Source organism: Micromonospora sp. NPDC051543, assembly GCF_044454415.1.
GTDB lineage: Bacteria > Actinomycetota > Actinomycetes > Mycobacteriales > Micromonosporaceae > Micromonospora.
Genome location: NZ_JBITDT010000012.1, coordinates 100,193 through 122,983, shown reverse-complemented (window position 1 = coordinate 122,983; position 22,791 = coordinate 100,193). Strand labels below are relative to the sequence as shown.

Below are 22,791 nucleotides of genomic sequence, written 5' to 3'. Positions count from 1 at the left end.
GAACCAGGTCGTCGAGACACGCCCGTCACCGGGTCACCCCCCAGCGACTCCGGTGACGGGTGGGGGCCAGGAAGGGGTGACGGCCCAGTGGGGGCGCCGTCGCACCCGGCGAGCTGCTGTGCCGTCGCCCCTTCCGAGCGTCCGCGCGTCGTACCGCACCGATAGGCTCAGCGCCGTGACCGAACCCGCGCAGCTCAGCCACGTCGACCGTGCCGGCGCGGCCCGCATGGTCGATGTCTCCGCCAAGCCGGTGACCGGGCGGCTGGCCGTCGCGGCGGGCCGTCTGCGCACCACCGAAGAGGTCGTCGACCTGCTACACCGGGACGGGTTGCCCAAGGGCGACGCACTGGCGGTGGGCCGGCTCGCCGGAATCATGGGGGCCAAACGCACCCCGGAGCTGATCCCGCTCTGCCACCCGATCGCCCTGCACGGCGTCACGGTCGACCTGCGCCTGACGACCGACACCGTGGAGATCACCGCCACCGCCCGCACGGCGGACCGGACGGGAGTCGAGATGGAGGCGCTCACCGCCGTCGCGGTCGCCGGCCTCGCGCTCGTCGACATGGTCAAGGCGGTCGACCCGGCGGCCTCGGTGGAGGCGGTCCGGGTGCTGCGCAAGGAGGGCGGCAAGACCGGCGAGTGGGTGCGGCCGGAGGACCGGCCGTGATCCGGGCCCGGGTGATCGTGGCGTCCAACCGGGCGGCGGCGGGCGTCTACGCCGACACCAGTGGTCCGCTGCTCGTCGCGGGCCTGCGTGAGTTGGGTTGTCAGGTGGACGATCCGGTGGTGGTGCCCGACGGCGAGCCCGTCGGCGACGCTCTGCGGGCGGCCGTCAGCGACGGTGTCGACGTGGTGTTGACCAGCGGTGGCACCGGCGTCACCCCGTCCGACCGGACGCCGGACGTGACCCGGGCCCTGCTGGACTACGAGATCCCCGGCATCGCCGAGGCGATCCGGTCGCACAGTCGGGAGCGGGTACCCACCTCGGTGCTGTCCCGGGGGCTGGCCGGGGTGGCCGGCCGGATGCTGGTGGTCAACCTGCCCGGTTCGACGGGCGGCGCCCGCGACGGCCTCGCCGTGCTGGGGCCGATCCTCGGCCACACCGTCGACCAACTGCGCGGCGGCGACCACTGACGCACGCGGGGCGGCGACCATTGACCGCACGCGCGGAATCGGACCAGCCAGCCACGCCGCAGCGATCATCGGCCGGCCCGCAACCCGTCTCGCGTCGTCAGAGCGCGCCGGCTGTCCGTCCGTCCCGATAGGCTCGGTCGGTGCGAACGGAAACCACACCAACGGCGGCCCAGGTCGCCGCGCCCCCGCCGGCCGGGTGGGAGGAGGCGCGGTCCCGGGTGTACGCGGTAGGCCTGGCCGCCGCACTGCCCGCCGTCACCCGGCCGCTGGTCGACACCGACGGGCTGACCCTGGCCGAGCCCCTGACCACCCGCACCGACCTGCCCGCGTTCCCGACCTCCAGCGTGGACGGCTGGGCCGTCCGGGGCGACGGGCCGTGGCGGATCGTCGGGCGGGTACTGGCCGGCAACACTCCCGGGCCGCTCACCGACGACGGCACGACCGTCGAGATCGCGACCGGAGCGATGGTCCCGGAGGGCGCCAGCGCCGTGCTGCGCGTCGAGGAGTCCACCGTCGCCGACGGTCTGGTCAGCGGAACGCCGCGGCGCACGCCGGAGTGGCGGCAGCCGGGCGAGGAGGCGTACGCCGATGAGGAGCTCTTGCCCGTCGGCACGCCGATCGACCCGGCGGTGATCGGCCTGGCCGCCTCCTGCGGCCACGACACGCTGCGGGTCCGGCGCGCGCCGCGCGCCGCGCTGCTGGTCTTCGGCGACGAATTGCTGACGGCGGGTCCGCCCGCGGCGGGTCGGGTGCGGGACGCGTTGGGCCCAGCGGTGCCGGCGTGGCTGCGGCGGTACGGGTGCCACGTCCGCCCCTCGGACGTGGTGGGGCCGGTGGCGGACACGCTGCCCGCGCACGTGGCGGCGCTGCGTACGGCGCTGACCACAGCCGACCTGGTCTGCACCACCGGCGGCACGATGCACGGTCCGGTCGACCATCTGCACCCCACCCTGGAGGCGCTGGGCGCCGACTACGTGGTCAACACGGTGGCGGTCCGACCGGGCTTCCCGATGTTGTTGGCCCGGCTGGCCGATCCGGACGGGCGGGTCCGGTTCGTCGCCGGCCTGCCGGGCAATCCGCAGTCCGCCATCGTCGCGCTGGTGTCACTGGTCGCGCCGCTGCTCGCCGGCCTCGCGGGTCGTTCGATGCCGGTGTTGCCGCACGCCACGTTGGCCGAGGCGGTGCCCGGGCGCGGCGACCACACCCACCTGGCGCTGGTTCGGCTGGACCGGGCCGCCGGTACGGCGTACCCGGTGCGGCACGTCGGTTCGGCGATGCTGCGCGGCCTCGCGGGCGCCGACGGGTTCGCCGTCATCCGACCGGGCACCAGCGGCGCGCAGGGTGACCGGGTGCCGATCGTGCCGCTGCCGTTGCTGTCCGGGGAGCGGGCGTCGTGACCGCGCCGGCGATCACCGTCGTCGAGGTCACCGACCGGCCCCTTGACCTCGCCGCCCACGAGGCGGCGGTCGCTGACCGTCGGGCCGGCGCGGTCGTCTCCTTCCAGGGCGTCGTCCGCGACCACGACCACGGGCGTTCGGTGGTGAGCCTGGACTACGAGGGGCATCCGAGCGCCGCGCAGGTGCTGCGCGAGGTCGCCGCCGAGATCGCGGCCGACCCCGACGTCTACGCGGTGGCGGTCTCGCACCGGGTCGGCCCGTTGGCCATCGGTGACGTGGCGCTGGTCGCCGCGGTGAGCACGGCGCATCGCGCCGCCGCCTTCACCGCGTGTGCCCGACTGGTCGACGAGGCCAAGGCCCGCTTGCCCATCTGGAAGCGGCAGGTCTTCTCCGACGGCACCGAGGAGTGGGTCAACTGCCCCTGACCGGGCCATAGCCCTGGGCCGGCCTGCGGCCGGCCCAGACGGCGGCCAGGCGAGGTTCTAGCGGCGGCTGTTCACCACCACTGCCCGGGCGAGTCGTTCGCCGTAGAAGGCCGGCTCAGCGCCGGGCCGCCAGGGCAGGGCCGCGACCAGCACGATCAGGGCGAGAGCCAGCGAGTTCTCCATCAGCGCCCCGAACAGGCCGTCCTGGTAGTGCGACACCTCCGGCAACTGGTGCTCGTACGGCCAGATGGGGGAGATGAGGAACAGCAGGTAGAGCCCGACCGCGGCGACGCCGTGCCGGAGCCCGGTCAGCGTGGGATACCAGATCGGCGGGCGAATGGCGTTCAGGCCGTTCAGGCCACCGAACGCCGGCCCCTGGCCGGTGCGCTGCGAGAGGCCCCGGCTCGCCTCGCGGCGGCGTACGGCGGCGTCGGCCAGCACGATGATCGCCGGGATCACCCAGACGAGGTGGTGCGTCCAGGAGATCGGGCTGATCACGTTGGCGGTCAGTCCGACAAGCGTGAACGCGGTCAACTCGTCGCCCTCGGCGCGTGAATTGGCCGCCCGGGACAGGCCCAGCGCCAGGATCAGCACCGAGAAGGCGAGCCAGAGCAGGCCGGGCGTCTCGATCGAGTCGTACAGGCGGGCCAGCAGGCCGGCGAGCGACTGGTTCGGCGTCATGTCGGCCGCGCCGACGCGCTCGGTCTGCCAGAGCACGCTGCCGAAGTAGGTGCGCGATTCGTCGCCGACGATCGCGAAGGTACCGATGGTCACGCCGATCGCCGTGCCGATCGCGGTGGCCGCCACCCGCCACTGCCGGGTGATCAGCAGGTAGGCGATGAACAGCGCCGGGGTGAGCTTGACGGCGGTGGCCAGGCCGATGCCGGCGCCCGCCCAGGCGCCACCGTAGACGAAGCGCAGCAGCGGACCGTCGGTCGCGGCGTAGTGGGTGCCCCGGCGGGAGCGCCAGCGCAGCCCGATGAGGTCCGCCATGATCAGGGCGAAGAGCAGGAGGTTGACCTGGCCGTAGCCCAGGGTCTCGCGGCTGGGCTCGATGGCGACGGCCAGCGGGACGGCCAGGGCCACGGTGAACCACAGTGGCCACGCCAACCGGTCCACGATGGGGCGCAGCAGCCCGGCCAGCACCAGGGCCAGCGCGGCGACGCTGGCGAGGGCGTTGACCATCCCGGCCGCGCCGATCGGCAGCTGTGCCATCGGCAACATGACGAGTCCGGCGAACGGCGGGTAGGTGAAACCGAGCGTGGTGCCGGGCGCGATGAACTCGTAGAGCTCGTGACCGCTCGCCCACCACACCACCGCACCATGGTAGATCTTCATATCGAAGAAGTTGTACGGTCGCCCGAACTCGCCGATGGCGAGCCATGCGGCGTAGGCGACGGCGACCACGACGGCGGCCCGTACGACATTCCTGCGATCGATCCCCCGGGTCATGCGCTGAACTGGGGCGAGGCGGTCCGCCCGTCTACCGACAGTCGTCGGCATGGCGTGGCCACCCCCGTACCAAGGTCGTCCTACCCGTCCAGGTCCTGCACGGAGCCTAGAACGGCGCCTCACGTCAATGCCTCCCGCGTTATGCGACCGTGTCCGATCCCACACATGTTTTTGACATTTCCACCGCGTTAACGCCTACCGGGTGGTTCAGGTAATTCGCGGCCTTAGCGGGGGGTGGGGGTGACAACGAGAGGCATCGAGGCAGGTCAGCCTGGGAGTCGACGCGCGGTGGCCGCCGACCGGACGGCGATCCGCGCCTCGCGGCGGGCGGTGCGCACCGCGCGCTGCATGGAACGTCGAGAGTGGCCGATGCGGTGACCCGTACGCCAGCGCATGCCGGGCTTGCCCTCGGTGTCGACGGCCGCGAGGAGGAGACCGCCGAGGAGCCCGAGGTTCTTGAGGGTGTGGATCTGGTTGTTGTTCTTGGCGATCGGGTCGTCGTTCTTCCAGAACGGATGCCCGGCGATGGTCACGGGCACCAGGGTGCCGGCGAGGACCAGCGCGGCGGGTCGGCTGAACCGCCCGGTGGCCAACATGAGCCCCGCTCCGACCTGCGTCGCCGCGTTGAGCCGGATCAACGACTCGGTGTCGGTGGGGAAGTTCGGGTGCGCCTTCTGCAGCAACGGCGCGACCTTGTCGGTCACCGGCTTGGCGGTCTCCGCCAGTCGGTGCGGGTTGCGGAGGTTGCGGTATCCCTGGATCACGAAGATGCCGCTCAGCATGGCGCGGGCGAGGGAGCGTACGGGCGTCATGGATCAGTCATACCCCCTCGCGGCGTTTGCTACCCGGTCAACCGGCGGATCCGGATCGGTCCGTGGGCTGCGCGCGCCACGCCGAGTCGAGCGACCATCGCTGATGGACGGGGCGTGACGGGTAACGTCGCGCGGGTGACGACGCTTCGGCTCCGCCCCGAGGGCCCGGCCGACGCCGGCCCGGTGCGTCGGGTGCTGGCCTCGGCGTTCGCCCGCCCGGACGTGCAGACGCCGCCGGAGGTGGGACTGGTCGACGACCTGCGCGGCACCGACGCCTGGCTGCCCGAGTTGGCCATGGTCGCCGAGTACGGCGGTGAGATCGTCGGATACGCGCTGCTCACCCGGGTGCGGGTGCGGCCCGAAGGCGGTGCCGTGGTGCCGGCCCTGGCACTCGGACCGGTGGCCGTGGCGCCGCACCGACAGCGGGTCGGACACGGCAGCGCGGTGGTGCAGGCCGCCCTGGACGCCGCCACCGAACTGGGTGAGCGGGTGGTCGTGGTGCTCGGTGACCCGGCCTTCTACCGCCGCTTCGGCTTCGAACCGGCCACCGAGCTGGGTCTCAGCAGCCCGTGGGCCGGTCTCGGTGAGCCGTGGCAGGCGCTGGTGCTGCCGCCGTCCACCAGCGAGGAGGGCCCCCCGCCGCGCGGTGAGGTCGTCTTCCCCGCGCCCTGGTCCCAGGTCTGACGCGCCGGCCCGCCACTGCGCCGGGCCGATCCGGTCGCCGGGGTCAGGCCGGCTGGGTGCGCAGGTAGCGGCCGAAGTGTGGAACGGTGAAGGCCACCGTGCCCCGCTCGCCCGAGTAGATGAGCCCCTTCTTGATCAGCGCGTCCCGGGCCGGCGAGAGGCTGGCCGGCTTGCGGCCGAGGGCGCGGGCGATCTCGGCGGTGGGCACGGCGGCGTCCATGTCGTCGCGTACCGTCCCGCTGGCTTCGCCCTCCACCAGGGACAGCGTGGCCATCGCCCGCATGTACTCACGCTCGGCCGGGGTGGCCCGCTCGAACCGGGAGCCGAAGAACCCGACCGCCAGTTCGGCCTCGGCTTCGGGCGCGGCGACCCGGACGTCCGCCGCGGTGATCGGCGACCGTGGCGCATGGTCCCAGGTCGCCTTCCCGTACGCCTGGACGAAGTACGGGTAGCCGCCGGACTTCTCGTAGAGCAGGTCGAGCGCCTTCTGCTCGTACTCCACCTCCTCGCGCTCGGCCGGGGCGCAGAGCGCCTGGTCGGCGGCGATCCGGTCGAGCCGGTCGATGCGCTGGTAGCGGAAGAGCCGCTCGGAGTACGACTTGGCGGCGCTGAGCACGGCCGGTAGGTGTGGCAGGCCGGCGCCGACGACGATCAGTGGGGCGCCGATCTGGGACAGTTCGTGGCAGGCGGCGCAGAGCGCCGAGACGTCCTCCGGCCCGACGTCCTGCATCTCGTCGATGAAGAGCGCGATGCCGGTGCCGACGTCGCTGGCCACGTCGGCGGCGTCGCTGAACAGCTCGACCAGGTCGATCTCGATGTCGCCGGAGTCGGCCCGGCCACTGGCGGCGGGTACGTCGATGCCGGGTTGCCACCGGTCGCGCAGCTTGGGCGTGGCCCCGCGGCCTGCCGGTGCGGACCGCTGGGCGAACGCCTTGAGCACCCCGAGGAAGGCGTCGATCCGGTCGGGGGCGCGGTGGCGCGGGGCGAGTTCGCGGACGGCCATGTGCAGCGCGGCGGCGACGGGGCGGCGCAGGGACTGGTCCGGACGGGCCTCGATCTTGCCGGTGCCCCAGAGCCGGCTGATCGCCTGCGAGCGCAGGGTGTTGAGCAGAACGGTCTTTCCGACGCCGCGCAGCCCGGTGAGCATGAGGCTGCGCTCGGGCCGGCCGCGGGCGATGCGTTCCAGCACGATGTCGAACACGTCCAGCTCGCGCCCCCGCCCGGCGAGTTCGGGTGGGCGCTGACCGGCGCCGGGGGCGTACGGGTTGCGGACCGGATCCACGCATCGCAGAATATCGGGCCCTCTAGCTGGGAAGCTAGATATGGATAGATGGGGCTACGGCGTGTCGAGGCCGTCGAGACAAAACTAGGGCTGTCTAGCGTGGACGCTAGACAGCCCTAGTTTCGGGAATCGTCTACCGCTTCTTCAGGCAGAGCACGTAGTCGAACAGGTCGATCGAGTTGTCGTGCACGTAGTTCGCGGTCGCCTGCGGCGCGAGTGTCTGGCACCGGTCCCCGTCGGTGGTCGCCGGGATCCGCAGCAGCACCTGGTAGGTGTTCGGGCCGCACGGCACCTTGCGCAGTTCCGCGTCGTCCTCGGAGCCGTCGTTGACGACGCAGTCGCCCTTGGCGAACTCCTCCTCCTCGTCCGGCGACGGCGCGACCGAGCTCGGCGCATCGCTGGGCAGGCCGGGAGGGAGGACCGGCGCGCTCGCCGACGGCAGGGGCGTGACGTCGCTGTCGGAGTCGGCGATCCGCCAGGCCGCCCAACCGACGAGACCGAGGCAGGGGCAGAGCAGAAGCAGCACGACCAGCCCCACGATCAGGGCGACCTTGCGGCCGTTGCGACCCGCGGAGGCGGCGGGCGGCATCGGGTACGCGCCGGGCGGCGGCGGGCCCAGCGGTGCTCCCGGCTGACCGGGTGCGGGCGGAAACGGCCCCGGTGGAGCGTTCCACTGCGCCGGCTGCTGCGGTGGAGCGTTCCACTGCGCCGGCTGCTGGGGTGGAGCGTTCCACTGCGTTGGCTGCTCCGGTGGGGTGTCCCACTGCGTCGGCTGCTCCGGGGGAGCCCACTGCGAGGGCTCAGGTGGCGGCCCCCACTGCGGGAGCGTCGGATCGACCGGTGGCGGCCCGCCGGGGCCGGTCGGCGGACGCTGGTACGGGTCGTCCGGCTGCCCGGAACCCGGTGGTCCGTAGGTCGTCATGTCATCCCCAGGGTGGGTGGTCAGCGCTGCTTGAGGCAGAGCACGAAGTCGAGAGTGTCCAGCTCGCTGTCGAAGAAGTACCAGTTCGTGTAGCCCTCGACCTTGGCGCACTTGGCCTCGGCGTCGCGTTCACCGCTGGTCGCGCCGTCGATGCGGCGCAGCACCTCGTACGACTTCGGCGCGCAGCCGCTGATCAGCAGCTTGGGCTTACCGCCCGTCACGCCGTCGTTGCGTACACACTGCCCGACCTTGACGAACCGTGGATCGGCCGACGACTCCGGCGCCGCGGCGCTCGGCGCCGGCTCCTCCGGTTCGGTCACACCGGCGGTGGGCTCCGCCGCAGCGGCCGAGCCGCTTGGCGCGGCCGTGGTCGGCGCCGGTTCGTCCGATCCCCGCAGGAACCAGTACGCGCCGCCGGCCACCACCAGCAGGACGACGACGGCCAGCACCGCGATCAGCGGTCCCCGCCCCCGCCTCGGCGGCTCGGGTGCCGGGTCGTCGTCTGGTCGGTAGGACCCTGGGCCGTAGGCCGGGTTGCCGTCGACGGCCGGGTACGCGCCGCCGTAGGGCTCCGAGGCCCCGCCGCCGTACGGCGTCCCCTGCCCGCCGCCGTACTGGCCGCCCCCGTACTGCCCGCCCCCGTACTGGCCGCCCTCAGGGGGCGCCGCCGGTGCGCCTCCGTACGGGCCGTCGCCGTAGGGGCCGGGCCGCTGCGACGCCACCGGGTAGGGCTGGACCGTCGGCGGATAGGGCTCCGCAGCCGGCGGATAGGGCTGCTGCGGCGGCCGGTTGGGCGTCTCGTCGGGGCGTTGCCCACGCCACGGGCGTCCGTAGCCCTCACCCGGTGGTCCGTAGTTCGTCATGCCGCCCTCCTGCACAAGTGGTGAGAGGCCGGCCACCAAAGCGCGACGCCGACTCCGACGTCACCGTAGCGTGGTCCACCGATGAGCTCATCTCCACCGAGCGCCGCCGCCGCATCCGGCCGCCGCGCCGACGCCGCGCCAAGCCTGGTCTGGACCGCGTTGATCGTGGTCTACCTGCTGTGGGGCTCCACCTATCTGGCCATCCGGATCACGGTGGAGACGCTGCCGCCGCTGCTGTCCGCCACGATGCGGTTCGCGGTGGCCGGTCTGGTGCTGGCGGTGGTGCTGCGGTTGCGCCGAGGGCCGGGTGCGCTCCGCGTGCGGCCTCGACAGCTCGGCTCGGCCGCGTTGGTCGGTGTGCTCCTGCTCGCCGGCGGCAACGGCCTGGTGGTGCTCGCCGAGTCCGGGCCGCCCGGGGTGGCGCTGCCGTCCGGCGTCGCCGCGCTGCTGGTCGCGACCGTGCCACTGCTCGTGGTGCTGCTGCGGTCGGTCACCGGCGACCGACCGCCGCTCTGGACGTTCGCCGGGGTCACCGTGGGCTTCGTCGGGCTGGTGCTGCTGGTGCTGCCGGCCGGTACCTCGGATGCGGTGCCACTGGTCGGTGCGCTGACGGTAGTAGCGGGAGCCGCCGCCTGGTCGTTCGGGTCGTTCCTGTCGGGACGGATCGGAATGCCCGCCGACCCGTTCGTGGCGACCGTGTACGAGATGGCGGCCGGAGCGCTGGCCCTGGCCGTGGTCGCCGCCGGTCGGGGCGAACTGAACGACTTCCACCCGTCGGCCGTCAGCGCCCGATCCTGGTTGGCGCTGGGCTACCTCATGGTGGCCGGATCGCTGGTGGCCTTCACGGCGTACGTCTGGCTGCTGCAGAACGCGCCCATCTCGCTGGTGTCGACGTACGCGTACGTGAATCCGGCGGTCGCGGTGGCGCTCGGCGCGTTGTTCGTGGCCGAGCCGATCACGCCGCAGGTGCTGCTCGGCGGGGCGGTCATCGTCGCCGGGGTGGCCCTGGTGGTGAGCACCGAACGCCCACGCCGCAAGGCAGCGGAACCACGATCGGGGGCGGCGCGGACGGGAGCCCGCCGGTAACGTCCGGCCCATGTCGGCCGCCGCGCTGCTTCCGGTGGCGGTGCTCGGTGGGGTGGCCGGTCTCGTCGTACCCCCGGTGGCCCGGCGCTTCGCCGACCCGCCGGTTGGGGCGGTCTGGCTCTGTCCACCACTGACGGCCGTGGTCTTCGTGGGGCTCGCCGCCGCGCGGGGTCACGATCCGGCGCTGCCGGTCCTTCTCGCGGTGGCGGCGGTGGGGTTGGTGCTGGCCGTGGTCGACCTGGCGTGTCTGCGACTGCCCGACCCGCTTGTCGCTGCCGCCGGGACGCTGGCTCTCGGCGGGCTGGCCGGGGCGGCGCTGCTGGCCGGCACTCCCGGGCGACTGGTCGGCGCGCTGGCCGGCGCGGCGTTCTCCGGCGCGGCACACGTGCTGCTCGCCCTGCTGCCGAGGTCCCGGTTGGGCTTCGGGGACGTGAAGCTCGCCGCCGTCCTCGGCCTGCCGCTCGGTTGGCTGGGCCGCGACGCCCTGCTCACCGGGCTTCTCCTGCCACACCTGCTGCACGGCGGCCTGGTGCTCGGCCTGCTCGCCGCGCGACGGGTCCACCGCGACACCCTGCTCCCGCTAGGCCCAGCCCTGCTGACCGGCGCGTGGCTCGCCGCACTCCTCGCCTGACCGCGCCCCGCGTCCCGGGAGCCGCGTCGATCATGAAGTTGTTGCCAGCCGTATCGGCGTGTCGCGGCAACAACTTCATGATCGACGCAAGGGTCGCCCGCCGGGTCAGATCAGGCGGAGCTGGCGGTCCTTGGGGCGGCGGGGTTCGGTCTCGCCGAACCGTTCGAACAGGCCCGGATCGATCGAGGCGAGGAACGGCGAGGGTGTGCAGTCGCGTTCCGCGCTGTGCCGGGTACGGCGGGCGGCGTGGCTGACATACAGCCGGTCCTGGGCCCGGGTCAGGCCGACGAAGAAGAGTCGGCGCTCCTCCGCGACCGCGTCCTCGTCGGGCGTCGAGCCGGGCCAGCGCAGCGGCAGCAGCCCGTCCTCGGCACCGACCAGGAAGACCACCGGGAACTCGAGGCCCTTGGCGGCGTGCAGGGTCAGCAGGGTCACCGCCTCCGCGCGCGGGTCGAGCGCGTCCACCTCGGCGCCGGTGGCCAGCTGCGACAGGAACGCCTCCACATCGTCGCCGCAGCGGCGGGCCAGCGGGGTCAGCAGGTCCACCGCCGAGCGCACGTCCTCGGGGCGGGCCCCACTACCCGAGCCGTCCAGGGTGGGCACCGCGAACCGCTCGGCGACCGTCTGGCCGGCCAGCCGCACCCGGGCCGCCAGCGACCCGGCCAAGCCGACGGCGTGCCGCAGCTCGCGGGCGATCGCCGCCACCCCAGGCCGGTCCCGGAGCCGGTCGTGCGAGCGCTTCTGCACGGGGATGTTGGCCCTGGTGAGGGCGTCCACGATCGGAGCGGCCTGTGCGTCGGTGCGGTACAGCACGGCGATGTCGGAGAACGACAGCGTGGTGGACCGGCCGTCGATCCGGCCCGAGTCCAGCGATCGGTGCGACAGCCCGCCGACCAGTTCGTCGACGGTCCGGACCACGAAGTCGGCCTCGTCGACGACGGACGACGCCGGGTATCGGCCGACCAGCGGAGCCTCCGGGTCGAGCCGGGCCGGATCCAGTCGCCGGCCCTGGACCAGCGAGGACGGCGCGATGGCCTGCACGGCGGCGGCCAGGATCGGTGCCGACGAGCGGTAGTTGCGGTTGAGCCGGACCAGCCTGGCATCCGTGAAGTCCTGCGAGAAACGCAGGAAGTAGCCGACGTCGGCACCCCGGAAGGAGTAGATCGCCTGGTCCGGGTCACCGATCGCACAGAGGTTGCCGTCGGTGGGGCTGAGCAGCCGCAGCAGCTCGTACTGCACCGCGTCGACGTCCTGGTACTCGTCGACGAAGATCCACCGCCAGCGGTCCCGGTACCGCTCGACGAGCTTCCGGTCCGCGCGCAGCAGCTCCACCGGCAACGTCACCAGCTCGTCCAGGTCGACGAGGTCCTGCTTGCGCAGCCGCGCCGTGTAGCCGGCGGTGTCGTCACCCGCCTCCGACCGGGCCGCGGCCCGCTCGGCGTCGTCGGCGATCCGGAAGCCGGCCGGCAGGCCCGCCGCGTCGGCGTTCTCCCGCAGAATCGTCAGTCCCAGCGCGTGGAAGGTGCCCACGGTGACGTCCTCGGCGACCGGGCCGAGCAGCCCGTCGAGGCGGTGCCGCAGCTCCTCGGCCGCACGGCGGGTGAACGTGATCGCCAGGCAGTGCTCGGGGAAGACGTTCAGCTCCGCACAGAGGTACGCGATCCGGTGGGTCAGCGTCCGGGTCTTGCCGGTGCCCGGTCCGGCCACGATGAGCAGTGGTCCGCCGGGCGCGGACGCCGCCACCCGCTGCATCGCGTCCAAACGGTCCAGCAGGCCGGTGCCGACCTCCTCCATACCGGAGAGCATCGGCTCGAACGGTTCGTGCGGTGACGGCGGCGGCGCGATCGGTGGCGCGGGAGGCGGGGCCGGCTTGCGCTTCGACTCGGCCTTGGCCGCTGCCGGGCGCTTGGCCGCCGCGCGGGCTGCCGGCTCCGCCGGACGTCGCTGCGACGGCACCGACACGGGTACGTCGAACAGCGTCTCCTGCGCCGTGCCGGCGCCCCTGCCCAGCTCCGCCGGATCGAACAGCGTGATCACCCCGTACTCGCCGTCGTAACCCGGCACTCGGCGTACGTCGCCCCTCCGCAGCCGCCCGATGCCCTCGGCGAGCAGCTCACCGCCGGCCTGCGCGATGTCGGACAGCGGCGTAGTGGTCAGAATTTCCAGCTCGGGGCCGAGCGCGGCGAGCAGCTCGTTGAGCCGCCCCTCGACCCTCTTCGACCGGGCGCCCACCTTGTTGATCTCGCCGAGGATCTCGGCGAGCGGCACCAGATGGGTGACGTCCCGGGCGTGTGCCGGCCGGTGCCCCTCCGGACGGTCGGCCAGCTCCTCCACGCGGCTGAGGACGCCCACGGTGAGCGGCTTGCCACACTCGGGACAGCGTCCCCCGGCCTCCCGGGTCCGCTCCGGCGGCCAGTTGACGCCGCAGAGCCGGTGCCCGTCCGCGTGGTACTTGCCCTCCTCGGGGAAGAACTCGATGGTGCCGGCCAGGCCGACACCGGTGCGCAGTGCCTCCCGGACGGCGAAGTAGTCCCGCTCGGCGGTCAGCACGGTCGCCTCCCGACCGAGGGCCGGCGGCGAGTGCGCGTCCGAGTTGGAGACGAGCTGGTACCCGTCCAGGCTGCCGACCCGCCAGTTCATTGCCGGATCGGACGAGAGGCCCGTCTCTACGGCGAAGATGTGCTCGGCCAGATCGGCATAGCAGTCGGCGATCGCGTCGAAGCCGGACTTCGAGCCCAGCGCGGAGAACCACGGCGTCCAGATGTGTGCCGGCACGAGATAGCCGTCTGAGCTGGCTTCGAGGGTGATCTCCAACAGGTCCCGCGAGTCCAGGCCGAGGATCGGTCGACCGTCGGAGCCGAGGTTGCCGATCCGCCCGAGAGCGGTGTTGAACCGGGCCACCGCCTCCAGATCGGGCAGGTAGACCAGGTGATGCACCTTGCGCGTCCGGTCGTCCCGCTTGTAGATGGTGGAGATCTCCACGCTCAGCATGAAGCGGACCGCGTCCGCGTCGGTCGTACCGGCGAGTCGCGGCGGCAGCCGGCGGGCGATGTCGCGCTCCGTCTCCGGGCTGAGCCGGTAGAGCCCCGGCTCGGCCGGCCGCAGCGTCTCCACCAGGTGGTCGTACCAGGCGGGGTGGGTGAAGTCGCCGGTGCCGAGCAGGGCGATGCCCTTGCGCCGCGCCCACCATCCGAGGGTCGGCAGGGTCAGGTCCCGGCTGCACGCGCGCGAGTACTTGGAGTGGATGTGCAGGTCCGCGACGAAGGGCGCAAGGCCACCGGGGGGTACGTCACTGAACGGGGGCACGCCGCATCCTGTCACGCCCGCCGCGCGGCCCGCCTTCCGCCACGCGCGGACGTGACCTCCGCTATGCCGAGCGCAACTCCACGAGGCTGATCTGCGGCTCGGCGCCCACCCGCACCGGCGGACCCCAGAAACCGGCGCCGTTTGTCACGTAGACCTTCGTGCCGTCGACCTCGCCGAGGCCGCTGACCACCGGCTGCTCAAGCTTGACGGCCAGGTTGAACGGCACCACCTGACCACCGTGCGTGTGCCCGGAGAGTTGCAGGTCTACGCCGTACCGGGCCGCCTGCTTGGCGGCGAGCGGCTGGTGTGCGAGCAGGACGACCGGGCGGCTCGGGTCGCGGTCGCCGAGGGCGGCCTCGAAGTCCGGGCCGGCGGCCAGGCCGGTGCCCTTCGGGTCGGCGTTCAGGTCGTTGACGCCGGCCAGGTCGAGCACACCGCCGCGGGCCTGGATCTCCTGTCGGCGGTTCTGCAGGACCCGCAGGCCGAGCCGGTCCACCTCCTGCACCCACTCCTCGACCCCGGAGTAGTACTCGTGGTTGCCGGTGACGAAGAAGCTGCCGTACCGGGAGCGCAGGTCACGCAGCGGCGCGGCGGCCGGGCCCAGCTCGGCGACCGAGCCGTCGACCAGGTCGCCGACGACCGCGACCAGATCCGCGTCGAGGCGGTTGATCGCGGCGACGATCCGTTCGGTGTGCGCCCGGCCGCGCAGGGGGCCGAGGTGGATGTCCGAGACGGTGGCGATACGCAGGCCGTCCATGCTGCGGGGAAGCTTGGCCAGGGGGATCTGCACCCGGACGAGGTGGGGCGGGCCGAGCGCCGTGCGGACGCCGTACCCCGTGATGCCGGTGGCGGTGAGACCGGCGAAGATGGCCGCGCCGCGCGCCAGCAGCAGGCGACGGGCCGGGTCGTGGTCCGGTGCCGCGACCGCCCCGGTGGCCGGCGGATCGGCGGGCCCGGCGGCCCCGACCAGTACCGGCTCGGGCGCGGCGGTGGTCGACTCGGCGACGGTCACCCGCCGGCGCAGCACCAGACGCGCGATGAGCATCGGCACTTCCAGCACGACCAGCACGACCAGCAGGTAGAACATGACGGCGAGCCACAGGTAGCCCGGCCAGGCGAGCCAGTAGAGGCCGGCCTGCGTGCCGACGAGGGTGGCCGGCACGAGCACCGCCAGCACTGCGGCGGCGATCCCGCCGACGCGCCGCCAGCGACCCGGGGTCGTCGTGTCCCGGACGAGACGCTTCCACAGGTAGAGGTGGATAAGCCCGGTGACCAGCGCCAGTACGCCCAGGAAACCTAGAACCGCCAACATGTGCGCCCCCTCAGCCGCCCGCGAACGGGGGTAGGACATCGATCGTGGCCCCGCCCGGCAGGGGTGCCCGACGATCATGGCAGTTGACGCCGTCCACGAGGAAACTGGCCACCCGCAGCACGGCGGCCAGTCGGTCGCCGTGCCGCTGCGACAGCTCGGCCGTCAGGTCGTCGAGAGACCGGCCGGCAGGGGTGACCTCCTCGGAGCGGCCCGCGGCGGCTCGCGCCCCGGCGAAGTAGCGGACGGTCAACGGCCTCGGTTCCACGACTCAACCCCCGATCGCGGACATCGGCCGGGTCGGCTGGAGGAAGGTGGGGTCGTCGATGCCGTGCCCGGCCCGCTTGCCCCACATCGCGGTACGCCACCGCCGCGCCAACTCGTCGTCGGTCGCGCCGTCGCGCAGCGCCGCCCGTAGGTCGGACTCCTCGGTGGCGAACAGGCAGGCCCGCACCTGGCCGTCGGCGGTCAGCCGGGTGCGGTCGCAGTCACCGCAGAAGGGCCGGGTGACGCTGGCGATCACGCCGACCCGGGCCGGGCCGCCGTCGACCAGCCAGGTCTCGGCGGGCGCCGCGCCGCGCTCGGCCGGGTCGGGGCTGAGGTCGAACCGGGTACGCAGGGAGGCCAGGATCTCCTCGGCGGTGACCATCGTGCTCCGGTCCCAGCCGTGCTGCGCGTCCAGCGGCATCTGCTCGATGATCCGCAGGTGGTAGCCGTGGTCGAGCGCGAAGCGGAGCAGAGCCGGCGCCTCGTCCTCGTTGACCCCGCGCATCAGGACTGAGTTGATCTTTACGGGGTCGAGGCCCGCAGCCGCCGCCCCGGCGAGCCCCGCCAGCACCGCGTCCAGGCGGGGACGGCGGGTGAGCTGGGCGAACCGGGCCGCGTCCAGTGTGTCCAGTGAGACGTTCACCCGGTCCAGGCCGGCCGTGCGCAGCGCGGGTGCCAGCCGGTCCAGGCCGATGCCGTTCGTCGTGAGCGAGATCCGGGGGCGCGGATCGAGCGCGGCGACCGCGCCCACGATGCCGAGCAGCCCGGGCCGGATCAACGGCTCCCCGCCGGTGAACCGCACCTCGGTCACACCGAGCTGCTCGACGGCCACCCGGACCAGCCGGACGATCTCCTCGTCGGTGAGCAGCTCCGGGCCGGCCAACCAGGGCAGCCCCTCGGCCGGCATGCAGTACGTGCACCGCAGGTTGCACTTGTCGGTGAGGGAGACGCGCAGGTCCCGCGCGACGCGGCCGTACCGGTCGACGAGGACGCCGTCGGTACGTCGGTCGACACTCACCGGTCGACCGTAGCGCGCTCGACGCCGCCCAGGGCGGCTCGGGCGGCCTGGACAACCGCATCGCGGTAGCCGGCGCCGAAGAGCGCGGTGTGCACGAGCAGCAGATGCAGCTGGTGCAGTGGCACCCGCTCGCGCCAACCGTCGGCCAGCGGCCAGCTCTCCCGGTAGACGGCCAGCACCCGGTCCAGGTGCGCGACACCGCCGAAGAGCGCCAGTTGGGCGAGGTCGGTCTCGCGGTGCCCGCCGTGCGCCGCGGGGTCGACCAGCCAGGCCCGCTCGTCGATGCCCCAGAGCACGTTGCCCGGCCACAGGTCGCCGTGGACGCGGGCCGGCGGCTCGTCCCCGCCGAACTCACCGACGCGCCCGATCACCCGTTCGACGAGCGCGGCATCGCTGCTGGTCAGCGCGCCGCCGTCGACCGACAGGCGCAGGTAGGGGGCGAGTCGCCGCCGCGCGAACCACGTCGACCAGGGGCCGTCGTCGGGGGTGTTGTCCTGGGCAAGCGCACCGATGAAGCCGTCCCAGGGCGCGCCGAAGGCCGGCGCGCCGGCCCGGTGCAGGGCGGCCAACTCCCGACCGAAGCGGTCGGCGGCCTGCGGCGTCGGCTCGCCGGGCTCCACCCAGTCGAGCGCCAGCAGGTCGGGCAACGCCACGATCACCTCGGGTACGCCGATCGCGTCGGCCTCCCGCAGCCAGCGCAGCCCGGCGGCCTCGGCGGCGAAGAAGCCCTCGGGCGCCGGCCGGTCGGCGCCCTCCGGCCAGGACTTCGCGAAGACCGAGTGACCGTCGTCGAGCGTCAGCCGGGCGGCGGCGCAGATGTCGCCTCCGGCGACCGGCGTCTCCCGGAGCCGCTGATGGGTCCGGAACGTCGGCAGGTGTGCCGGATGCGCGCGCAGGTACGCCAGGTCCATCAGCGCACGGTAGCGGCTGCCCATGACACCGCGGTGTCGTGTGAGTACATCGAATCGCTTCTACCTCTGCGAATACGCTCCGTAGTTGTGGATAAGTCGCGTGTCATCCACAGGGTCTGGAAGGCTCTGCGGCTCGGACGCAGCCTTCCTGCATGACCTCGACCGAACGTCCGAAGCTCTCCGTCCGCTCGCCCGCAGATCTGATCGCCGCCGTGCCGTACCTGCTCGGCTTCCACCCGGCCGACAGCGTGGTTGCGGTGGCGCTGCGCGGTCGACAGATCATCTTCGCCGCCCGCGCCGACCTGCCCGAGCCCGCGACGGACCCGGTCGACCGTGCGCGGCACCTGGCCGGGGTGATCCACCGCCAGGGCGCGGACGCTGCCACCGTGGTGGGCTACGGGCCGCCCGAGAAGGTGACCCCGAGCGTGGACGCGGTGCGCGCGGCCCTGACGGCTGCTGGCCTGGAGGTGCTCGATGCGCTGCGGGTGACCGACGGCCGGTGGTGGTCCTACCTGTGCACCGAGGTGGACTGCTGCCCGCCCGAGGGTCGGCGCTACGACCCGCAGGCCAACGCGGTGACCGCGTCGGCCGTGTTCGCCGGTCAGGTCGCCCTCCCCGATCGGGCCGCCCTCGTGGCGCAGGTGTCGCCGGTTTCCGGCCCGGCCCGCGAGGCGCTGCGGGCGGCCACCGTCCGGGCCGAGCGACGGCTGGTCGAGCTGATCGAGCGGGCGCCCGCCAGCGACCTGCTGGGCGGGCGGGCCGTACGCTCCGCCGGGGTGACGGCCGTCCGCGACGCGCAACGACGACACCGGCGCGGTGAGCGGCTCGACGACGACGAGGTGGCCTGGCTCAGCCTCCTCCTCGGGCACCTGCCCGTCCGCGACCACGCCTGGGAACGCACCGACGGCCGCGACCGGGACATCGACCTCTGGACGGACGTGCTGCGCCGGGCCGAGCCGGAGTTGACCGCCGCGCCCGGCGCGCTCCTGGCGTTCGCGGCGTGGCGGGCGGGCCAGGGGGCCCTGGCGGCGGTAGCGCTGGAACGCACGCTGAGCCTGCACCCCGAATACTCGCTGGCCCTGCTCCTGGACGACCTGCTCCGGCGGGGCGTACCCCCCTCCGAACTGGACGGCTGGCCCTCGGTCGGTATGCCCGGCGTGGTCCGCCCCCGCAAGCGACGTCGACGTGGCCGCCGCTGACCCGGGTCAGGTCGGCTGCTCGACGGTGATCCGCTGTGGTCCGGCGTACACGTTCATGGTCCGGCCGCGCAGGAACCCGACGAGCGTCATCCCCGCCTCCCCGGCCAGCTCGACGGCGAGGGTGCTCGGCGCGGACACTGCCGCCAGCAGCGGCAGTCCCGCCATCCAGGCCTTCTGGGTCAACTCGAAGCTCGCCCGGCCGGACACCAGCAGCAGGTGCCCGGTCAACGGCAGGTGCCGTTCCCGCACCGCCCAGCCGATGACCTTGTCCACGGCGTTGTGCCGGCCCACGTCCTCCCGCAGTGTCACCAGCTCACCGGCCGGGGTGAACAGTCCCGCCGCGTGCAGCCCGCCGGTGCGGTCGAAGGCGTGCTGGGCGGCCCGCAGCCGGTCGGGCAGTTCGGCGAGGAGCGTGGCCGGTACGACGAGCGGGTCCCCCGCGACCGGAAACAGCGAGCGGGTACGGACGGCGTCGATGCTGGCCTTGCCGCAGACCCCGCAGGAGCTGGTCGTGTAGAAGTTCCGGGACGGGTCGGTGGTCGGTTCCGGGACGCCGGGGGCGAGCACCACGTCCACCACGTTGTACGTGTTCGGAGTCTCCGCGCCGGAGCAGAGTTGAGCGGTCAACACGTCGTCGGTGGACCGGATCAACCCCTCGGTCAGCAGGAAGCCGATCGCCAGGTCCAGGTCGTCTCCGGGGGTGCGCATGGTGACGGCGAGCGGCTTGCGTCGGCCCGGACCGGCCGGGCCGACCCGGATCTCCAGCGGCTCCTCCACCGACAGGGTGTCCGGCCGTCTGACGGCTGCGCGTCCGTCGGCCGCGTCCAGGTCGATCCGCAGTACGCGTCGTCGGTCAGTCGCCCGTCCCATCCCGCCATCCTGCACCCCACCCCGGCCGGCCCGCACGGCCGCCGCTCATCAGGCACCCGCAGCGCCCGGCGGCCGAGCGCCGGCACGGCTACCGTGACCGGGTGGGGACGTACGCCGCCGTGGTGCTCGCGGGTGGGGCCGCCCGCCGGATGGGCGGGGTGGACAAGCCCGCGCTGCCGGTCGGCGGCCGCTCGATGCGCGACCGGGTGCTGGCCGCGGTGGGGGACGCCGCGCCCCGGGTGCTGGTCGGGCCCGCTGACGGCGTGCCGGACGACGTACGGGTGACGCGCGAGGATCCGCCCGGAGGCGGGCCGGTCGCCGCGACGGCGGCCGGGTTGGCGCTGCTCGACCCCGACACGACGCTCGTCGCGCTGCTCGCCGCCGACCTGCCGCTGCTCACCCCCGCCGCGATCGGCGACCTGCTGGCCCACCTCGCCCGGGAGCGGCCGGTCGACGGGGTGTGCTTCGTGGACGCGGACGCACGGCGGCAGTCGCTCTGCGGGGTCTGGCGGGTCGATGCGCTGCGGGCCGGGCTGCTGCGGCTGGCCGCCGAGCGGGGCGGCAGTCTGGCCGGTGCTTCGATGCGGGCGGTGTTGGCCGGTCTGGCGATCCACGACGTGCCGTGGGTCGGTGCCGGTCCGCCGCCCTGGTTCGACTGCGACACTGACGAGGACGTACGCCGGGCGGAGGAGTGGGTGCGATGACGGTGTTGGACGACTGGGTCACGGCGGCCTGTGCCGAGGTGGGTCTGGACCCGGCCGAGGTGCCGGTTCCGGCGGTGCTGGACCTGGCCCGCGACGTCGCCCACCAGGTGGTGCGACCGGGTGCGCCGGTCAGCGCGTACCTCCTGGGGCTGGCCGTCGGTCGCGGCGCCGATCCGGCGGACGCCGCGGCCCGACTCAGCGCCCTCGCGGCCGACTGGCCGGTCGGCCTCGACGCTGAACTCGCCGATCCCACCTCCTGACCGCCGCGCCCCGTGCGGGTGTCACGACGCCGGGTGTCCGATCCCGGTCCGGGCTGATTCGAGCCGAGTGGACCGTGGGTAGGGTGATCGGAACGGACGGAGGCGATCATGACGGCTGACCACCCCTCGGCGTCGGACGGAGAGCCCGGCGGTACTCCCGAGCCGGCGGAGTCGATCCTGCTCGACGACCCCAGCACCACCGATCTGCGGGCCAAGGTGACGGAGGCCTGGCGGGAGTTCGCTCGGATGCTCGCCCTGCGGCTACGGGAGCTACCGGCCGGCGCGCACCTCGAACTGACCCTCGATCCCACCGCCTCCGGTACGGGTGACGCCGTCTACTCGATCAGCGTCGACGCGACCGACGACGGTGGTCTCTCCGCTCGGGCGGTCGGTAACGCGGCGCTGCCGCAGGGCTACCGGCTGGACCGTGCCGCTGTGGCGGACATGGTGGCGCTCGGCTGGTCCCCACCCGGCGTGGTGGCCGGCTCCGGCGGCGCGTTCGGGCTGGACGGCACGGTGGCCGAGGCCAACCGGATCGCCCCGCTGCTGTCCCGGACGCTGCGCGACGTGTACGGCGCACCCCACCCGGCCTTCCTCGTCTACCTGGTGCACGACGCCGAGGGCGAGCCGCTGGCCGTCGAGCCGTTGGGCACCGCGCGCAGCGAGTTCGGCCCGGACGCCGACGTGGAGGGGGACCTTCAGGAGGCGTTGGCCGAGGCGGCCACCGACCGGGACGACGTGCTGGACCTGCCGGAGCGCGTCCGTACCGTGGTGTCGACGATGTTGAAGTCCGACGCCGAGCGGTTGCAGGTCGACTCGGACGGCGACATCACCATCCGGGCCGGCTCGGCGATGGTCTTCGTGCGGGTGCGGGACAACCCGCCGCTGGTGGACGTCCTCTCCCCGATCCTCACCGAGGTCGAGCCGACCGAACGGCTCTACGTCAAGCTGTCGGAGCTGACCAACCGTATGCCGATCGGCCGCCTCTACTGTGCCGACGACACGGTCTGGGCTTCCATCCCGGTCTTCGGCCGTAACTTCCAGGCGACCCATCTCATGCTGGCGGTGCAGGTGATGACCGGTCTCGCCGACGAGTTGGACGATCGTCTGCACGGTGAGTTCGGCGGCAAGCGCTTCTTCGGCGAGGGCGACAAGCCGGTCCGCGGTGACGACTCCCAGCACCGCACCGGCATGTACCTCTAGCTGGCCGCCACGTCCAACAGCGTCTTGCCGACCGTCGCGCGCGCCTCGATGGCGGCGTGCGCGTCGGCGGCGCGTTCGAGGGGGAAGCGCTGGCCGACCAGCGGCCGGAGCTGCCCGGCCGCCGCATCCGCCAGGACCCCGATGGTGTACGCCCGCAGCCGCGCGGGCGTCACGTCCGGCCGGATCAGCGTGATCCGGCGTTCGGCGGCGGCATCCGGTGTCACGGGGGACCACTCGCCGCTCGCCAACCCGTAGCTGATCATCCGACCGCCCGGGGTCAGCAGCTCGAACGCCGCCCTGGCCACCGAGCCGCCGACGCCGTCGAACACCGCGTCGACCTCGCCCACCGCGTCGCGGACGCGATCGGCCCAGTCCGGCCGCAGGTAGTCGACCGCCACGTCGGCACCCAGCCCGGGCAGCAGCGCCACCTTGCGCGGTCCACCGGCCACGCCGACCACGCGTGCGCCGGCCCGCGTCGCGATCTGGACGAGCATGCTCCCCACCCCACCCGCGGCGGCCTCGACCAGCACGCGGTCGCCGGCGCGGACGCCGACCGCCTCGACGAGCATGGTGGCGGTACGCCCGTCGGCGAGCAGCGCCACGGCCGCGTCAAGCGCCAGCCCGGCCGGCACGTCGATGGGCGCCGACGCGTCCACCGCGACCTGTTCGGCGTACCCGCCGGCGCCGCCGGTGGCGGTGACCACCCGTTGCCCGATGCGGGTCGGGTCGACGTCCGATCCGACGGCGGTGATGACGCCGCCGACGCCGTTGCCGGGGATCAGCGGCGGGGTGTACCGGTTCGGCCCGGGACGCCCCGAGCGCTGCTGCGTCTCGACGAAGGTGACGTTCGCGTGCGCGACGTCGATCAACACCTGGCCGGGGCCGGGCGTCGGGTCCGGTGCCGGGCCGGGCGTCAGCACCTCGGGACCGCCGAATTCACGTAGCCAGATCGCCCGCATGCAGTCCTCCTAGTTTGTCCTTTGCACTGCTTCCACCGACGCAACACTTTCCGCACCGCACTGTCGCCTGGAGGGAAGCAGAGCAAAGGACTGACTG

At 73.4% G+C, this 22,791-nt stretch carries 23 protein-coding genes; 11 read left to right on the top strand and 12 right to left on the bottom strand.

Annotated elements, in window-relative coordinates; genetic code table 11:
- Window positions 1-175: 175 nt before the first annotated feature.
- From moaC to ACIA3K_RS22570, 4 genes are all read left to right on the top strand, one after another.
- Complete coding sequence (gene moaC / locus ACIA3K_RS22585) at window positions 176-667, top strand: cyclic pyranopterin monophosphate synthase MoaC (RefSeq protein ID WP_396803472.1); 492 nt, start codon at window positions 176-178, stop codon at window positions 665-667.
- Complete coding sequence (locus ACIA3K_RS22580; RefSeq protein ID WP_396803471.1) at window positions 664-1,134, top strand: molybdenum cofactor biosynthesis protein B; 471 nt, start codon at window positions 664-666, stop codon at window positions 1,132-1,134. Before moaC ends, ACIA3K_RS22580 begins: the two co-directional genes overlap by 4 nt.
- A 140-nt stretch (window positions 1,135-1,274) precedes the next feature.
- The gene (locus ACIA3K_RS22575; RefSeq protein WP_396803470.1) at window positions 1,275-2,531 is read left to right on the top strand and encodes a molybdopterin molybdotransferase MoeA; all 1,257 of its coding nucleotides are present in this window, start codon (window positions 1,275-1,277) and stop codon (window positions 2,529-2,531) included.
- Window positions 2,528-2,956: a molybdenum cofactor biosynthesis protein MoaE gene (locus tag ACIA3K_RS22570; RefSeq protein WP_396803469.1), complete on the top strand. Its 429-nt coding sequence runs from the start codon at window positions 2,528-2,530 to the stop codon at window positions 2,954-2,956. The genes ACIA3K_RS22575 and ACIA3K_RS22570 overlap by 4 nt, the downstream gene beginning before the upstream one ends.
- Before the next feature lie 57 nt (window positions 2,957-3,013).
- On the opposite strand, the gene ACIA3K_RS22565 is transcribed toward ACIA3K_RS22570, so the two are convergent.
- The gene (locus ACIA3K_RS22565; RefSeq protein WP_396803468.1) at window positions 3,014-4,459 is read right to left on the bottom strand and encodes a glycosyltransferase 87 family protein; all 1,446 of its coding nucleotides are present in this window, start codon (window positions 4,457-4,459) and stop codon (window positions 3,014-3,016) included.
- Between the two features lie 215 nt (window positions 4,460-4,674).
- On the bottom strand, window positions 4,675-5,220 hold the full coding sequence (locus ACIA3K_RS22560; RefSeq protein WP_396803466.1) for a DoxX family protein: 546 nt from the start codon (window positions 5,218-5,220) through the stop codon (window positions 4,675-4,677).
- Between the two features lie 135 nt (window positions 5,221-5,355).
- Here ACIA3K_RS22560 and ACIA3K_RS22555 point away from each other — a divergent pair, with 135 nt between their 5' ends.
- Window positions 5,356-5,904 carry a GNAT family N-acetyltransferase gene (locus ACIA3K_RS22555; RefSeq protein WP_396803465.1) on the top strand — a complete coding sequence of 183 codons (549 nt, stop codon included), beginning with the start codon at window positions 5,356-5,358 and terminating at the stop codon, window positions 5,902-5,904.
- 43 nt (window positions 5,905-5,947) lie between these two features.
- On the opposite strand, the gene ACIA3K_RS22550 is transcribed toward ACIA3K_RS22555, so the two are convergent.
- From ACIA3K_RS22550 to ACIA3K_RS22540, 3 genes are all read right to left on the bottom strand, one after another.
- Window positions 5,948-7,186: an AAA family ATPase gene (locus ACIA3K_RS22550; protein ID WP_396803464.1), complete on the bottom strand. Its 1,239-nt coding sequence runs from the start codon at window positions 7,184-7,186 to the stop codon at window positions 5,948-5,950.
- A 133-nt stretch (window positions 7,187-7,319) separates the two neighbouring features.
- Entirely contained in the window at window positions 7,320-7,730 is a 411-nt protein-coding gene (locus tag ACIA3K_RS22545; RefSeq protein ID WP_396803682.1) for a hypothetical protein, read from the bottom strand.
- A gap of 398 nt (window positions 7,731-8,128) precedes the next feature.
- Window positions 8,129-8,566: a hypothetical protein gene (locus tag ACIA3K_RS22540; protein ID WP_396803680.1), complete on the bottom strand. Its 438-nt coding sequence runs from the start codon at window positions 8,564-8,566 to the stop codon at window positions 8,129-8,131.
- Window positions 8,567-9,052: 486 nt separating this feature from the next.
- Between ACIA3K_RS22540 and ACIA3K_RS22535 the strand changes: the two genes are divergently transcribed.
- Both ACIA3K_RS22535 and ACIA3K_RS22530 read left to right on the top strand, forming a co-directional pair.
- Window positions 9,053-10,057: an EamA family transporter gene (locus ACIA3K_RS22535; RefSeq protein WP_396803462.1), complete on the top strand. Its 1,005-nt coding sequence runs from the start codon at window positions 9,053-9,055 to the stop codon at window positions 10,055-10,057.
- Between the two features lie 10 nt (window positions 10,058-10,067).
- Entirely contained in the window at window positions 10,068-10,688 is a 621-nt protein-coding gene (locus tag ACIA3K_RS22530) for a prepilin peptidase (protein WP_396803460.1), read from the top strand.
- A gap of 105 nt (window positions 10,689-10,793) precedes the next feature.
- Here ACIA3K_RS22530 and ACIA3K_RS22525 read toward each other — a convergent pair whose 3' ends face one another.
- The 5 genes from ACIA3K_RS22525 to ACIA3K_RS22505 form a co-directional block, all read right to left on the bottom strand.
- Window positions 10,794-13,994, bottom strand: a complete 3,201-nt coding sequence (locus tag ACIA3K_RS22525) for a UvrD-helicase domain-containing protein (protein WP_396803459.1) — start codon at window positions 13,992-13,994, stop codon at window positions 10,794-10,796.
- Between the two features lie 61 nt (window positions 13,995-14,055).
- On the bottom strand, window positions 14,056-15,306 hold the full coding sequence (locus tag ACIA3K_RS22520) for a metallophosphoesterase (protein WP_396803457.1): 1,251 nt from the start codon (window positions 15,304-15,306) through the stop codon (window positions 14,056-14,058).
- Window positions 15,307-15,316: 10 nt separating this feature from the next.
- Window positions 15,317-15,571: a MoaD/ThiS family protein gene (locus ACIA3K_RS22515; protein ID WP_396803455.1), complete on the bottom strand. Its 255-nt coding sequence runs from the start codon at window positions 15,569-15,571 to the stop codon at window positions 15,317-15,319.
- 3 nt (window positions 15,572-15,574) lie between these two features.
- Window positions 15,575-16,588 carry a GTP 3',8-cyclase MoaA gene (moaA, locus tag ACIA3K_RS22510; RefSeq protein WP_396803453.1) on the bottom strand — a complete coding sequence of 338 codons (1,014 nt, stop codon included), beginning with the start codon at window positions 16,586-16,588 and terminating at the stop codon, window positions 15,575-15,577.
- Entirely contained in the window at window positions 16,585-17,499 is a 915-nt protein-coding gene (locus ACIA3K_RS22505; protein WP_396803451.1) for a fructosamine kinase family protein, read from the bottom strand. Before ACIA3K_RS22505 ends, moaA begins: the two co-directional genes overlap by 4 nt.
- 152 nt (window positions 17,500-17,651) lie before the next feature.
- Between ACIA3K_RS22505 and ACIA3K_RS22500 the strand changes: the two genes are divergently transcribed.
- Window positions 17,652-18,698, top strand: a complete 1,047-nt coding sequence (locus ACIA3K_RS22500; RefSeq protein ID WP_396803449.1) for a DUF4192 domain-containing protein — start codon at window positions 17,652-17,654, stop codon at window positions 18,696-18,698.
- Window positions 18,699-18,704: 6 nt separating this feature from the next.
- Here ACIA3K_RS22500 and fdhD read toward each other — a convergent pair whose 3' ends face one another.
- Window positions 18,705-19,568 carry a formate dehydrogenase accessory sulfurtransferase FdhD gene (gene fdhD / locus ACIA3K_RS22495; protein WP_396803447.1) on the bottom strand — a complete coding sequence of 288 codons (864 nt, stop codon included), beginning with the start codon at window positions 19,566-19,568 and terminating at the stop codon, window positions 18,705-18,707.
- A gap of 47 nt (window positions 19,569-19,615) precedes the next feature.
- Here fdhD and ACIA3K_RS22490 point away from each other — a divergent pair, with 47 nt between their 5' ends.
- From ACIA3K_RS22490 to ACIA3K_RS22480, 3 genes are all read left to right on the top strand, one after another.
- The gene (locus tag ACIA3K_RS22490) at window positions 19,616-20,272 is read left to right on the top strand and encodes a molybdenum cofactor guanylyltransferase (protein WP_396803679.1); all 657 of its coding nucleotides are present in this window, start codon (window positions 19,616-19,618) and stop codon (window positions 20,270-20,272) included.
- Window positions 20,269-20,532, top strand: coding sequence for a DUF6457 domain-containing protein (locus ACIA3K_RS22485; protein ID WP_357131438.1), 264 nt, complete (start codon window positions 20,269-20,271; stop codon window positions 20,530-20,532). The genes ACIA3K_RS22490 and ACIA3K_RS22485 overlap by 4 nt, the downstream gene beginning before the upstream one ends.
- Before the next feature lie 108 nt (window positions 20,533-20,640).
- Window positions 20,641-21,735 carry a T3SS (YopN, CesT) and YbjN peptide-binding chaperone 1 gene (locus tag ACIA3K_RS22480; protein WP_396803444.1) on the top strand — a complete coding sequence of 365 codons (1,095 nt, stop codon included), beginning with the start codon at window positions 20,641-20,643 and terminating at the stop codon, window positions 21,733-21,735.
- On the opposite strand, the gene ACIA3K_RS22475 is transcribed toward ACIA3K_RS22480, so the two are convergent.
- Window positions 21,732-22,694, bottom strand: coding sequence for a zinc-binding dehydrogenase (locus tag ACIA3K_RS22475; RefSeq protein ID WP_396803442.1), 963 nt, complete (start codon window positions 22,692-22,694; stop codon window positions 21,732-21,734). The two genes, ACIA3K_RS22480 and ACIA3K_RS22475, sit on opposite strands and share 4 nt — an antisense overlap.
- Between the last annotated feature and the right edge of the window lie 97 nt (window positions 22,695-22,791).

Coding starts and splice junctions, on each gene's coding strand:
- ACIA3K_RS22560 (WP_396803466.1), bottom strand. CDS start 5,220: ATGACGCCCGTACGCTCCCTCGCCCGCGCCATGCTGAGCGGCATCTTC.
- ACIA3K_RS22500 (WP_396803449.1), top strand. CDS start 17,652: ATGACCTCGACCGAACGTCCGAAGCTCTCCGTCCGCTCGCCCGCAGAT.
- ACIA3K_RS22530 (WP_396803460.1), top strand. CDS start 10,068: ATGTCGGCCGCCGCGCTGCTTCCGGTGGCGGTGCTCGGTGGGGTGGCC.
- fdhD (WP_396803447.1), bottom strand. CDS start 19,568: ATGGGACGGGCGACTGACCGACGACGCGTACTGCGGATCGACCTGGAC.
- ACIA3K_RS22505 (WP_396803451.1), bottom strand. CDS start 17,499: ATGGACCTGGCGTACCTGCGCGCGCATCCGGCACACCTGCCGACGTTC.
- ACIA3K_RS22565 (WP_396803468.1), bottom strand. CDS start 4,459: ATGCCGACGACTGTCGGTAGACGGGCGGACCGCCTCGCCCCAGTTCAG.
- ACIA3K_RS22480 (WP_396803444.1), top strand. CDS start 20,641: ATGACGGCTGACCACCCCTCGGCGTCGGACGGAGAGCCCGGCGGTACT.
- ACIA3K_RS22520 (WP_396803457.1), bottom strand. CDS start 15,306: ATGTTGGCGGTTCTAGGTTTCCTGGGCGTACTGGCGCTGGTCACCGGG.
- ACIA3K_RS22485 (WP_357131438.1), top strand. CDS start 20,269: ATGACGGTGTTGGACGACTGGGTCACGGCGGCCTGTGCCGAGGTGGGT.
- ACIA3K_RS22475 (WP_396803442.1), bottom strand. CDS start 22,694: ATGCGGGCGATCTGGCTACGTGAATTCGGCGGTCCCGAGGTGCTGACG.
- ACIA3K_RS22535 (WP_396803462.1), top strand. CDS start 9,053: ATGAGCTCATCTCCACCGAGCGCCGCCGCCGCATCCGGCCGCCGCGCC.